The sequence below is a fragment of the Dyella sp. genome (genome assembly GCF_036568765.1).
Classification (GTDB): domain Bacteria; phylum Pseudomonadota; class Gammaproteobacteria; order Xanthomonadales; family Rhodanobacteraceae; genus GSA-30.
Window position 1 is genome coordinate 1 of record NZ_DATCRY010000116.1, and the last position, 12798, is coordinate 12798.

A 12798-nucleotide genomic window follows, 5' to 3' on the forward strand; every position below is an offset into this window, starting at 1 on the left:
GCCGCCCCACCACATCGGAGGACGCTGTCTCATGGCCATCAAGGTTGCCATCAACGGTTACGGTCGTATCGGCCGCAATACCCTGCGCGCGCTGTATGAATCCGGCCGTACCCAGGACATCCAGATCGTCGCGGTCAACGATCTTGGCAACGCTGAGACCAATGCGCACCTGACGCAGTACGACACCGCCCATGGCCGCTTCCCAGGCGAAGTTTCGGTGGACGGTGGCGACCTCGTCGTCAATGGCGATCGCATCAAGGTTCTGGCCGAGCGCGATCCGTCCAAGCTGCCCTGGGGCGACCTTGGCGTCGACGTGGTGCTCGAAGCCACCGGCTTCTTCACCTCCAAGGCCAAGGCCGGCGCGCATATCGCCGGTGGCGCCAAGAAGGTGATCATCTCGGCACCGGCCGAGAAGGACGTGGACGGCACGTTCGTCTATGGCGTGAACCACGACCGGCTCACCGCCAAGCACGAAGTGATCTCCAATGCCTCATGCACGACCAACTGCCTGGCACCGCTGGCCAAGGTGCTGCACGAGAAGATCGGCATCGTGCACGGCCTGATGACCACCATCCACGCCTATACCAACGACCAGGTGCTGACGGACGTCTACCATTCGGATCTGCGCCGCGCCCGCAGCGCGACCCACAGCCAGATCCCGACCAAGACCGGTGCTGCCGCCGCGGTCGGCCTGGTACTGCCGGAGCTCAACGGCAAGCTGGACGGTTTCGCCATGCGCGTGCCGACGATCAACGTGTCGGTGGTCGACCTCTCCTTTGTTGCGGCACGCGAGACCACCAAGGAAGAAATCGACGCGGCTATCAACGAAGCAGCCAACGGCGCGCTGAAGGGCATCCTGGCCGTGAACACCAAACCGCTGGTGTCGATCGACTTCAACCACAACCCGGCCTCGTCCATCTACGACGCGACGCAGACGCGTGTCATGGGCGGCACCCTGGTCAAGGTACTCAGCTGGTACGACAACGAGTGGGGCTTCTCCAACCGCATGTTGGATATGACTCGCGCATTGATGGCTGCGAAGTAACTCACCGCCGTAAAGAAAAAAGCCGGGCATGCCCGGCTTTTTTCTTGCTCGCACGAATGTGCGCTGGAAAGATGTTTATTTCAACGCCGCCAACGCCGCCGCGTAGTCCGGCTCCTGCGCAATCTCGCCGACCAATTCGCTGTGCAGCACCTTGTCGTGCTCGTCGAGCACCACCACGGCACGCGCAGCCAGACCTGCCAACGGGCCGTCGGCAATGGCTACACCGTAATCCTTGAGGAAAGCGCCGCCGCGCAGGGTCGACAAGGTCACCACATTGGCCAAGCCTTCAGCGCCGCAGAAGCGCGCCTGCGCGAACGGCAGGTCGGCCGAGATGCACAACACGACGGCATTATCCAAGCCGCTGGCATCTTGATTGAAATGACGCACCGACGCAGCGCAGGTGGGCGTATCCACACTCGGGAAAATATTGAGCACCTTGCGCTTGCCAGCGAAATCGGCCAGCGAAACGTCCTTCAGATCCTTGGCAACCAGCGAGAACGCCGGGGCCGTGGCGCCTGCGGCCGGCAGGCTGCCATCGACATGGACGGGGTTGCCTTTGAGGGTAACGGTAGACATGTATGACCTCTTTTATTTCTACAGGGGGGAATGGGAATGATCGATCAAACGGCGTAGTAAGTGCGATACCAATCGACAAACCGGCGCACACCCTCTTCCACGGAGACCTTGGGCCGGTAGCCCACTGCCTCGATAAGCTGGGTGACATCCGCTTCGGTATCGGGCACGTCGCCCGCCTGTAGCGGCAGCAACTCCATGGTCGCCTTGCGACCGAGGCAGTCTTCCAGCACTTCGATGTAACGCAGCAACTCCACCGGTTGTTCGTTGCCGATGTTGTAGATCCGGTAGGGTGCATTGCTGCTGGACGGATCCGGCTCGGCACTATTCCAACCAGGATGGGGGGCCGGCACCTTATCGAGCGTACGGATCACGCCTTCGACGATATCATCGACATAGGTAAAGCTGCGCTTGTGCCGCCCGTGGTTGAACACCTTGATCGGCTCGCCGGCAAGTATCGCCTTGGTAAACAGGAACAAGGCCATATCCGGCCGCCCCCACGGACCGTACACGGTAAAAAAGCGCAGGCCCGTGCTCGGAATGCGATACAGATGGGCATAGCTATGGGCCATCTGCTCGTTGGCTTTCTTGCTGGCGGCGTACAACGTCAGCGGATGCTCGGTCGATTGGTGTTCGGAAAACGGCATGGCGGTATTGGCACCATAGACGGAGCTGGTCGATGCAAATACAAGATGTTCCACACCATGATGGCGACAGCCTTCCAGCACGTGCAGGAAGCCGGTGAGATTGCTGCTGACATAGACGTGCGGATTCTGCGCCGCATAACGCACGCCTGCCTGGGCTGCCAGGTGTACGACACGTTGCGGCTTGTGTTCGACGAAGAGCCGCTCCATCGCAGCGCGATCGGCCAGATCGGCATGCACGTGCGTGTAGCCGGCAAGGCCTTCGAAGCGGGCCAGGCGGGCTTTCTTGAGCGAGACATCGTAGTAATCGTTGAGATTGTCCAGCCCGATGACCCGATCGCCACGCTCGAGCAGCTTCAGCGCCACGTGCGATCCGATAAAGCCAGCCGTGCCGGTCACCAGTACTTTCATGACCTACAGTCTCCCGTCCACCGCCTCGCGCGGCAATACATATTTGACATCATAAAGAACTGCCCCCGGGCGCCCGAAGGCACGGATGCCCTGCTCGCCCCATTCGGCGAATTGCCGATGCGCCACGGCGAGCACCATCGCGTCATACCGCCCCGGCGCCGGCTCGGCAACTGGCTTGAAGCCATATTCCCGCTCTGCTTCGTCGGCATCCACCCAGGGGTCGTGAACATCCACGGCAATGCCGTAGTCGCGCAAAGCATCCACGACATCCATGACCCGCGTATTGCGCAGATCCGGACAGTTCTCCTTGAATGCCAGCCCCAGCACCAACACCCGCGCCTGGACCGGATTAAGTCGACGTCGGAGCATCAATCGGACGACCTCGCTCGCGACATGGGCCCCCATGCTGTCGTTGGTACGCCGACCGGCCAGGATGACATCGGGATGGTGACCGACCTCCTGCGCTTTGTGCGTCAGATAGTAGGGATCGACGCTGATGCAATGCCCCCCGACCAGACCCGGCCGGAACGGCAGGAAATTCCACTTGGTGCCCGCTGCCTGTAAAACCTCGAGCGTATCGATGCCGAGCTTGTTGAACAGAATGGCCAGATCGTTGACCAGGGCGATATTGAGATCGCGCTGGGTATTCTCGATGACTTTCGCAGCCTCGGCCACCTTGATGCTGCTGGCCTTGTGCGTACCGGCGGTAATGATGCTGGCATACAGCCGGTCGACAAAGTCGGCGGTCGCGGGCGTCGATCCCGATGTCACCTTGAGAATGTCCGGCAGGCGATGCGCCTTGTCGCCGGGGTTGATGCGTTCGGGGCTGTAGCCGACGAAGAAATCCTCGTTGAAACGCAGACCGGAGCCCTGCTCCAGCAAGGGAACGCAAATCTCCTCGGTACATCCCGGGTAGACCGTCGATTCGTAGATGACCAGGTCGCCCTTTTTCAGGATCTTCCCCAGGCTCTGGCTGGCCGTGGATAGCGGGCCCAGGTCCGGACGACGTGCCGCATCGATCGGCGTAGGTACAGTCACCACATAGACAGTGCAGTCGGCGAGGCGATCGATCGAAGCGGTAAAAGACAAGTGCGTAGCTTGCGCGAGTTCCTCGGCATCGACTTCCAGCGTACCGTCGCGACCGTGCTGGAGGTCATGCACACGCTCGGCACGAATGTCGAAGCCCCAGGTCTCGTACCGCTTGCCGAACGCCACCGCCAGCGGCAAGCCGACATAGCCGAGGCCGATCACCCCGACTCTCACGTTGTGCAGGTCATGCATCTGGAAGACTCGCTTCTGTTTGCACTAGTTTGACATGGCTAAGCCGAAGCGAGCGTCAAACGCTCCAAGGAATGGCTTGCCGTGTCCGAATACCAGCTCAGCGTGCTCTTTCGGCCCTCAGGGTTGCAGGACCCGTTGGACCCTATCCAAGGCCCTGAATAACGAGGACGGGCCCGCACTGCCGGGCGTGAAAGTCAGAAGGCGCAGTACTTAGTCGTCCTGCAGCGCAGGGCAACGTCGCCCCCGACTCCGAGTACGTCGTCGATGCGACCGAGGCGGCAGATGCACCCGGTCGCCTCCCGATGACAGCCCGGCTCAGTCCTGGGCTGACTCAGGAAGATTTGACGATCGCTTGCTCGATCGCGCCGAAGATCGAATATCCGTGGCTATCGGTCACTTCGATGCGGACCCGGTCGCCGAACTTGAGGAACGGCGTACTCGGCTTGCCATCGCGCAGAGTTTCTACCGTGCGCTGCTCGGCAAGGCAGGATGCACCCTTGCTGGTGTCCTCGTTGGCAATCGTGCCGGAACCGACGATCGTACCGGCGGTGAGCGACCGCGTTTTGGCGGCGTGTGCCACCAACTGTGCAAAGTCGAACTGCATATCCACGCCGCAGTCGGCCTCGCCGAACCAGGCTTCGTTGATCCAAGTACGCATCGGTAGATGCAATTTCTGCGCGCGCCAGACATCTCCCAGCTCGTCTGGCGTCACCAGGACAGGCGACAAGGCCGAGCGTGGCTTGGACTGCAGGAAGCCGAAACCTTTGGCCAGCTCAGCGGGAATCAAGCCGCGCAGCGAGACATCGTTGACCAGACCGATCAGCTGGATGTGCGTCGCTGCCTCTTCGGGCGTAGCTGCCATGGGCACGTCGTCGGTCACGACGATCACCTCGGCCTCGAGGTCGATACCGTAATCCTCGCTCGTCACCAGCACCGGATCGCGCGGCCCCAGGAAGCCGGCACTGGTCGCCTGGTACATCAGCGGGTCGGAGTAGAAGCTGGCCGGCACTTCCGCGCCGCGCGCGCGCCGCACGCGTTCCACATGCGGCAGATAAGCGCTGCCATCGACAAATTCATAGGCCCGCGGCAGGGGCGCGGCCAAGGCATGAACGTCCAGGTCGAAAGCTTGGGCAGCCTTCCCTTCGTTGAGTTCGACGGACAACGCGTTCAGACGCGGCGCCACATTGGACCAGTCGTCCAGGGCGGCCTGCATCGTCGCGGCAATACCGGCGGGACGCACGGCACGCTTCAAATCGCGACTGACGACGATCAGGCTGCCGTCGCGGCCGCCCTCCTTGAGACTTCCAAGTTTCATGTATGGCTCCTCAGCCGCAACCTTCTACATAATCGATTTGGGGCGGCAAGCCGACCCGCCAGCGGGTTACTTTGCCGTCCTTGCCTAACTCGAAGAGAACAACCGCGCCTTCATCGCCCACGGCGCGAAGCTCGAATGCATCCGGATCGTATTTCTGTGGCTGTCGCTGCGCCGAAGGATAGAGTGCCATGATCTGTTCGGCGCTCATGCCAATCTTGCCGCCACCCGGTGCGGTCCGGTCACCCGCGGTTACGTCGTAGCGCACGAAGCGACCGCCTTCGAACATGAAGCGGACATCGCCCTCCGGCTTGGCGCCCTGCATCGGCGTCCACTGCTTGCAGGTGGAACCCGGCGCGGGAGCGCCTTCGCTGAGCGTGCCTTCCCATTGCTTGCGAAACGCTGCCTCATCGGTACCGAAGCGAAGGCCAGCGTAACCGGCGTACGTCGCCCGCGGCATCTGCGCGCTACGTGCGCTCGATGACGATACGGCCGGTTTTGCCAACGGCGCGGACGCCAACATCGCCTGCGTTTGCTGCAACGCCGCCGCGGTGGACGCCTCCGCCGGTTGCTCGGCCGACCGATCACGATTGCCACAGGCCGCCAGCATCAACGGCAACGCGGCCAGCGCGATGCAACGCATCGACCTGCTCATGCGGCCGGTGCCTTGAAGTGCTTGGCGATGCCTTGCCAGCATTCGTAATAGTTGCCTTGCAACTGCGGCGCTTCCAGCGCCTGCCGAGTCGGCCGGATGACCTTGCGGGTCTCGAACATGAAGGCCATCGTCCCAGTCAAATGATCGGGCTTATCCAGCGGTGCATGGCTGGCTTTCTCGAAGGTGCCGGCGTCCGGGCCATGGCCGCTCATGCAGTTGTGCAGGCTCGCGCCACCAGGCATGAAGCCGCCTGCCTTGGCATCGTAGACGCCTTCGATCAGGCCCATGAACTCGCTGGCGATATTGCGATGGAAATACGGCGGACGGAACGTGTGTTCGGCCACCAGCCAGCGCGGCGGGAAGATGACGAAGTCCATATTCGCCGTTCCGTGGGTATCGCTAGGCGAGGTCAGCACCGTAAAGATCGACGGATCCGGATGATCCACGCTGATCGAGCCGACCGTGTTGAAGCGGGTCAGGTCGTATTTGTAGGGCGCGTAGTTGCCATGCCAAGCGACGACATCCAGTGGCGAATGATCGATCGCTGCCGTCCACAGCGCGCCCTGGAATTTCGCCACCAGTTGGAACGCGCCTTCGATATCCTCGTACGCGGCATGCGGCGTAAGGAAGTCGCGCGGCAAGGCCATGCTATTGGCACCGATCGGCCCGAGGTCGGGCAAGCGCAGCAAGGCGCCGAAGTTTTCGCAGACATAGCCACGGGCCTGGCCATCGGGAAGTTCGACGCGAAAACGTACGCCACGCGGAATCACGGCGATCTCCAGCGGCTCGACTTCCAGCACGCCTAGTTCGGTCGCCAGAAGCAGGCGCCCCTGTTGCGGCACGATCAGCAGTTCACCGTCGGCGTCATAGAAAAACCGCCCGTGCATCGAACGGTTTGCCGCATAGATGTGGATGCCGCAACCGGCCTGCTCGGCAGCGCTGCCATTACCGGCCAGGGTCACCAGCCCATCGACAAAATCGGTCGGTTGCTCGGGCATCGGCCACGGATCCCAGCGCAGCTGGTTGGGCGTGGCCGGCGCCTCGTCGAAGCGGTTATGAAAATGCGCATGCTCGAGCGGAGCGAAGGGATGGTGCATGGCCGCCGGCCGGATCCGATAAAGCCAGCTGCGGCGATTGCTACCACGCGGCGCGGTGAATGCGCTGCCGGTGAGCTGCTCGGCATACAGCCCATGGGCGACCTGCTGCGGCGAGTTCTGCCCCACCGGAAGCACGCCGGCAACAGCCTCGCTGGCGAACTCGTTGCCGAACCCGGATTGATAACCTGCCTGCTTGCTCATCGTCGATCCCTTGTGGCTCGCTGGCGCCATTTACGCGCCTGTCGTCAATTGCTGTTACCTTGGTTGCGCTGCCGACATTCGCGGCGGCGTCACTCACGCATGAAGGGGAAACTCATGTCGTCTCAGTTTAATCCTCCGCCGTTCGGAAACGGCGGGGCCAGCGTTGCCGAACTGGCCGATCCGCTGGCCCAGGGCAGCGGCTGGATCAAATTCCTTGCCATTGTGCAGTTGGTGTTTTCCGGCATTTCCGTTCTGGCATCGTTCGGGTTCGGTCTGATCGTAGCCTGGCTGCCGATCTGGCTGAGTATCCTGCTGCTCCAGACAGCCAGCGCCATCGAACAAGCCCAGGTTCGAAACGACGCTGTTGCCATGAAGAGCGCTCTCGGCAAGCTGCGCTTGTACTTCATGATCCAGGCCGTTGCCATGATCGTCGGCTTCTGCCTGAGCATCCTGGGCATTATCGCGGTGGTCTCCCTGGGCCTGAGCATGCATAACCTGCCCGGTTCACCGTTCGCAAACTAAGCGCCGATGCGCGCCGGCCGGGTTCGTCCGGCCAGCGCGCCGGTCTAGCTTCAGAGCACGCCACGCCGCATCTGGTCGCGCTCGATCGATTCGAACAGCGCCTGGAAATTGCCCTCGCCAAAGCCCTCGTTGCCCTTGCGCTGAATGATCTCGAAGAAGATCGGACCGATATTGTTCTGCGTGAAGATCTGCAGCAACTTGCGCTGCTTGGTCTCCGGGTCTGCATCGATCAGGATCTTGTTCTTCGCCAGGCGCGGAACGTCTTCGCCATGATTGGGAATGCGCATGTCGATCACCTCGAAATAAGTATCCGGCGTATCGAGGAACTCGACGCCTTGCGCACGCATGGCTTCGACGGTGTCGTAGATGTTGTCGGTAAAGCAGGCGATGTGCTGGATGCCTTCGCCTTTGTACGCATCGAGATATTCGTTGATCTGCGACTTCGGATCGCTCGATTCATTGAGCGGAATACGCACGATGCCATCGGGCGCGGTCATCGCCTTCGACACCAGGCCGGTCTTGGCGCCCTTGATATCGAAGTAGCGGATTTCGCGGAAGTTGAACAGGCGCTCGTAGTAATCCGACCAGCGCTGCATGTTGCCGAAGTACAGGTTATGGGTCAGGTGATCGATGAAGGTCAGCCCGAAACCCTTGGGCTGCTGCTCGGCACCCGGCACCGGCGCGTAGTCGCCATCGTAGACACTGCCCAGGTCGCCGTAGCGATCCACCAGGTACAGCATGCAATCGCCGATGCCCTTGACCACGGGCACGTTGACGGCCTTGCTGGCCTCCTTGTCGCCTACCGTCTCGCCGCCGTTGCCCAATACGGTCTCGTAGACCTCGTCGGCAGGGTGCTTGAAGCGGATCGCGAAGCCCGCGGCACAGGGGCCGTGCTTGGCGGCGAAATCCGCGGCAAAGGAGTCGGGATCTTCATTGACCAGGAAATTCACCCCGCCCTGGCGGTAGACAGTGATCGGCCGGTGCTTATGCTTGAGCACGGCGGTAAAACCCATGCTGCGAAACAGTCCGTGCAGTTCCTCGCCCCGACCCGCCGGAGCGGCGAATTCGACGAATTCGAAGCCGTCGATACCCATCGGGTTCTCGAATGTGGTGACTTGCATGCCAAGATTGGGCTGCGCGCTCATGGTGATCTCCGTCGTCGGTCTGTGCACGATGGCCGGCATGGGCGAGCATGCGACCATCCATATAACTAGCACGTTATAGTTACATATGAAACCAATTGCAAGGGCCAGTGCACCAGTGTCCGAACCCAAGACCCCCGATCACGCTCCGCTGGAACTGGAACGGTTCCTACCCTATCGCCTGTCGATCTTGTCCAACACGATCAGCCAGACCATCGCCGACGACTATCAGAAGCGTTACGAGCTGAGCATGACCGAATGGCGTGTCATGGCCGTGCTGGCACGCTTCGAAGGCCTGTCCGCGCGCGAGGTCGCCGAGCGCACCGCCATGGACAAGGTGGCCGTCAGCCGCGCCCTCGCCCGCCTGGTCGAGGCCGGTCGGGTCAACCGGCAGACCCATGACGGCGACAAGCGCCGTTCGGTGCTGGGGTTATCGGAAGATGGCTGGAGGCTTCATGACGAGGTAGCCCCCATGGCACGGGCCAGGGAGCGCGAGGTACTGGCCAAGCTGGACGACGACGAGCGCCAGTGGCTGAACCGCATCCTGGACAAGCTGCTCGGATCGAGCTGATCGCGACACCGCGCCACGCCAGCACATCCGTGCGACGATGGATAATGAGGCCTTCGGCCGGGTGGCGGCTGCGATGGCTCGATACTCGACATGCAAGATCTGGTCGACGGTGTAAAGAAATTCCAGCGCGACGCTTTTCCGGAGCGCTCGGCCCTTTTTCGGCGGCTGGCAGCCGGCCAGAATCCGCAAGCCCTGTTTATCGCCTGCTCGGATAGCCGCGTAGTCCCCGAGCTGATTACCCAATGCGAGCCGGGCGAGCTATTCGTTATACGCAATGCCGGCAATATCGTGCCGCCCTATGGCCCCGAACCCGGCGGTGTTTCGGCAACGATCGAATACGCGGTCGTCGCACTCGGCGTCAGCGACGTTGTGATCTGCGGCCACTCCGATTGCGGCGCCATGACAGCGATCGCCACCGATGCCGACCTCAGCGCCATGCCGGCTGTACGGCGTTGGCTGGGCTATGCCGACGCCGCCAAGGCGATCAATCGCGCGCACGGACACACCTGCGTCCACAACGGCGTCAACGCGATGGTGCACGACAACGTCATCGCCCAGCTGGTGAATATCCGAACGCACCCCTGCGTGGCATTGGCGCTTTCGCAAGGCCGGCTCAGTCTGCACGGCTGGGTCTACGACATCGGCAGTGGCAAGGTCGGGGCGTATGACGGCGACGCGCGCCGCTTTGTTTCCCTTGCCGATCATCCGCATGCCTGCGCTTCCGGATCGGCCGATGCGCGTGACGGGAGTCCGTGAGGCCTCGTTGCGGTAGTGAAAGGGAAGAGCAAGAGCCTCCCTCACCCCAGCGCTCTCCCCCGGCTTCGCCGAGAGAGGGCTGGGGGCTGGAGTGATGGGCCGGCCTTGCACGCAAAACACTACGCAGCGCTATTCCCAGCTCCCTGCAAAACCCTGCCGATGCCGCGCCATCACTTCACACCGTGCATCAGCCGATTGATCAACGGCGCAATCAGAAACAGCAGTACGCCGGCTCCCATCAGCGACCAGAACCCGAACGTGTAGCCGCTCAACGCAGAGGCCACCGTCATCCCGCTTTCGCCGCTGACGTGACCGGCAAAGATGCCCGACAGGTTGTTGCCGATACCGGTGGAGAGGAACCAGCCACCCATGCCGAACCCGACCAGACGCAGCGGTGCGAGCTTGGTGACCATCGACAGACCGATCGGCGACAGGCACAGCTCGCCCACGGACTGGATCACGTACACCATGAACAAGGTCCAGAATGGGATTTTGCCGTCCGCGCTGACCATGTCGGACAGGGCTACCATCAGCAGCAGGAACGCCAGGCCATTGAACACCAGCCCCAGGCCGAACTTGCGTGGAATGGATGGATTGCGGCTTCCCATACGCACCCAGATCCAGGCGATGATCGGCGCCAGGGTAATGATCGCCAGCGAATTGACCGACTGGAACCAGGCGGTGGGGAAGACGAAATCGCCCATTTGCCGGTTGACGATCTTGTCCGCCAGAAAGGTGAACGAACTGCCAGCCTGTTCGAAGAACATCCAGAACAGCACATTGAAAGCAAAGATGATCAGCATCGCGATCACTCGATCGCGTTGCACCTTACCCTCACGAATGCCTTCGACCAGCAGCAGGATCGCCAGCACCACAAACAGGATGCTCAGCACCCATTGCAGGAAATTGGCGCCCGCGGCGAGCAGCAAGAACATTACGGGTATGGCTACGACCATGCCGAGAAAGACATAGACGACGCGTGCGAGGCTCTCGCCCCCGACCGGCGGCAACCCAACCCCTTTGAGGCCGCGCCGGCCGACCCAGAACCAGCACAGACTGATCAGCATGCCCACGCCCGAGGCAATGAAGACGTACTTGTAGCTGGGCATCGTATCGCTGCCGAATACGGCTTTGGCCAAATACTCGGTCAATACCGGCGCAATCAGCGCGCCCAGGTTGATACCCATGTAGAAGATGGTGAAGCCGCTATCGCGCCGCCCGTCGGCCACCCCATAGAGCTTGCCGACCATGGTGGAAATGTTGGGCTTGAACAATCCGTTGCCGACGATGATCGTCGCCAGGCCGAACTCGAACACCTCCTGGTTGGGTACGGCGATCGCGAACAGGCCCGCAGCCATCACCGCTGCTCCGACCAGAATCGAACGCTGATAGCCGAGGATGCGGTCGGCTACATAACCGCCGAAGATGGCCGAGGCGTACACCAGCGCCAGATAGGCACCATAGGTGCGGCTGGCCGGCTGCTCGCCCGTGGGGTCGCCGCCGTGGAACTGCGCCACGATATACAGCACAAGCGCCCAGCGAATGCCGTAGAACGCAAAGCGCTCCCAGAACTCGGTCATGAAAAGCATCCACAGCGGACGCGGATGCCCCATGGTCTGGGGATAATCGGGCACGCTCGGTGCCGGAGCGGTGGTATCGGTCATGCGTTCCCTCGTTTACCGTCATTCGCAATAGTTTGCGAAGACCTTCAAAAAGAGAAGATGTACCTGCCTGCGCTCAGGCCGTCAAATGCGCCGCAGCACGACGTTCCATCCGGGCTCGGGTCGAGCGCCGCGTCAACCGCCCAATTCCGTACGCACGTCGAGAAGCTCCGGGAAGAACTCCAGCTCCAGGGCCTTTTTCAGAAAAGCCACGCCGGACGAACCACCGGTGCCCCGGCGATGTCCGATAATCCGCTCCACCGTTTTCATATGGCGGAAACGCCAAAGCTGGAAACTTTCCTCGATGTCCACCAATTGCTCGCACATGTGGTACTCCGGCCAGCATTCGGTGCGGTGCTCGTAAATATGCTTGAACACCGGCAACAGGCGCAGGTCGCGCCGATGCGGTTCGGTAACGTCGCGCGCCAGCAAGTCGGCGGGCACCGCATGACCTCGCCGCGCCAGATAATGCAGGAACTCGTCGTACAGGCTGGGCGCTTCCAACACCTCGCGCAGCGCCGCCGCCGCGCTGGCATCGTGCGCAAACACCTTGAGCATCTGCGCATGCTTGTTTCCGAGCAGGAATTCGATCTGCCGGTACTGCAGCGACTGGAACCCGGACGAAGGGCCCAGGACGTGGCGAAACTCCAGATATTCCGATGGTGTCAGCGTCTCCAGCACCGCCCATTGCTCGAACAACTGGCGCTGCACCTGCTTCACCCGCGCAAGGATCTTCAGGCAGGTATCCAGTTCGTCGCGCCGCAGGCAAGCCATAGCCGCCTTGAGCTCATGAATGATCAGCTTCATCCACAGCTCGGCCACCTGGTGCTGCACGATGAACAGCATCTCGTCGTGATGCGGCGGATTCGACAGCGGCTGCTGCTGCGCGAGCAGCGCATCGAGGCGCAGATAGCCGCCGTACGAAAC

The 12798-nt window shown here is 61.8% G+C and carries 13 protein-coding genes; 4 read left to right on the forward strand and 9 right to left on the reverse strand.

From position 1 onward, the window contains the following. Nucleotides 1–31: 31 nt before the first annotated feature. A complete protein-coding gene (gap, locus tag VIM98_RS08115) occupies nucleotides 32–1045 on the forward strand; it encodes a type I glyceraldehyde-3-phosphate dehydrogenase (protein WP_331992588.1) in 1014 nt (337 codons plus the stop codon). A 75-nt stretch (nucleotides 1046–1120) separates the two neighbouring features. Here the strand turns inward: gap and tpx are convergent, their stop codons facing one another. The 6 genes from tpx to hmgA form a co-directional block, all read right to left on the reverse strand. Next, the gene (tpx, locus tag VIM98_RS08120) at nucleotides 1121–1621 is read right to left on the reverse strand and encodes a thiol peroxidase (RefSeq protein ID WP_331992589.1); all 501 of its coding nucleotides are present in this window, start codon (nucleotides 1619–1621) and stop codon (nucleotides 1121–1123) included. Nucleotides 1622–1665: 44 nt separating this feature from the next. After that, on the reverse strand, nucleotides 1666–2673 hold the full coding sequence (locus tag VIM98_RS08125) for an NAD-dependent epimerase (RefSeq protein ID WP_331992590.1): 1008 nt from the start codon (nucleotides 2671–2673) through the stop codon (nucleotides 1666–1668). A gap of 3 nt (nucleotides 2674–2676) precedes the next feature. Next, entirely contained in the window at nucleotides 2677–3954 is a 1278-nt protein-coding gene (gene tviB, locus VIM98_RS08130) for a Vi polysaccharide biosynthesis UDP-N-acetylglucosamine C-6 dehydrogenase TviB (RefSeq protein WP_331992591.1), read from the reverse strand. A 331-nt stretch (nucleotides 3955–4285) separates the two neighbouring features. Continuing rightward, nucleotides 4286–5269 carry a fumarylacetoacetate hydrolase family protein gene (locus VIM98_RS08135; protein WP_331992592.1) on the reverse strand — a complete coding sequence of 328 codons (984 nt, stop codon included), beginning with the start codon at nucleotides 5267–5269 and terminating at the stop codon, nucleotides 4286–4288. 10 nt (nucleotides 5270–5279) lie between these two features. Beyond that, the gene (locus tag VIM98_RS08140) at nucleotides 5280–5921 is read right to left on the reverse strand and encodes a lectin (protein ID WP_331992593.1); all 642 of its coding nucleotides are present in this window, start codon (nucleotides 5919–5921) and stop codon (nucleotides 5280–5282) included. Beyond that, nucleotides 5918–7219, reverse strand: a complete 1302-nt coding sequence (gene hmgA, locus VIM98_RS08145; protein ID WP_331992594.1) for a homogentisate 1,2-dioxygenase — start codon at nucleotides 7217–7219, stop codon at nucleotides 5918–5920. Before hmgA ends, VIM98_RS08140 begins: the two co-directional genes overlap by 4 nt. Before the next feature lie 114 nt (nucleotides 7220–7333). On the opposite strand from hmgA, the gene VIM98_RS08150 reads away from it, so the two are divergent. After that, entirely contained in the window at nucleotides 7334–7741 is a 408-nt protein-coding gene (locus VIM98_RS08150) for a DUF5362 family protein (RefSeq protein WP_331992595.1), read from the forward strand. Nucleotides 7742–7791: 50 nt separating this feature from the next. On the opposite strand, the gene hppD is transcribed toward VIM98_RS08150, so the two are convergent. After that, nucleotides 7792–8886 (reverse strand): 4-hydroxyphenylpyruvate dioxygenase, encoded by a 1095-nt coding sequence (hppD, locus tag VIM98_RS08155; protein WP_331992596.1) that lies wholly within the window; start codon nucleotides 8884–8886, stop codon nucleotides 7792–7794. 85 nt (nucleotides 8887–8971) lie between these two features. Here hppD and VIM98_RS08160 point away from each other — a divergent pair, with 85 nt between their 5' ends. Both VIM98_RS08160 and VIM98_RS08165 read left to right on the forward strand, forming a co-directional pair. After that, entirely contained in the window at nucleotides 8972–9454 is a 483-nt protein-coding gene (locus tag VIM98_RS08160) for a MarR family transcriptional regulator (protein ID WP_331992597.1), read from the forward strand. A 90-nt stretch (nucleotides 9455–9544) separates the two neighbouring features. Continuing rightward, a complete protein-coding gene (locus VIM98_RS08165) occupies nucleotides 9545–10210 on the forward strand; it encodes a carbonic anhydrase (protein ID WP_331992598.1) in 666 nt (221 codons plus the stop codon). 170 nt (nucleotides 10211–10380) lie between these two features. On the opposite strand, the gene VIM98_RS08170 is transcribed toward VIM98_RS08165, so the two are convergent. Both VIM98_RS08170 and VIM98_RS08175 read right to left on the reverse strand, forming a co-directional pair. Next, nucleotides 10381–11874 (reverse strand): peptide MFS transporter, encoded by a 1494-nt coding sequence (locus VIM98_RS08170; RefSeq protein WP_331992599.1) that lies wholly within the window; start codon nucleotides 11872–11874, stop codon nucleotides 10381–10383. Between the two features lie 132 nt (nucleotides 11875–12006). After that, the coding region (locus tag VIM98_RS08175; protein WP_331992600.1) for a tryptophan 2,3-dioxygenase at nucleotides 12007–12798 on the reverse strand (792 nt) is incomplete at its 5' end.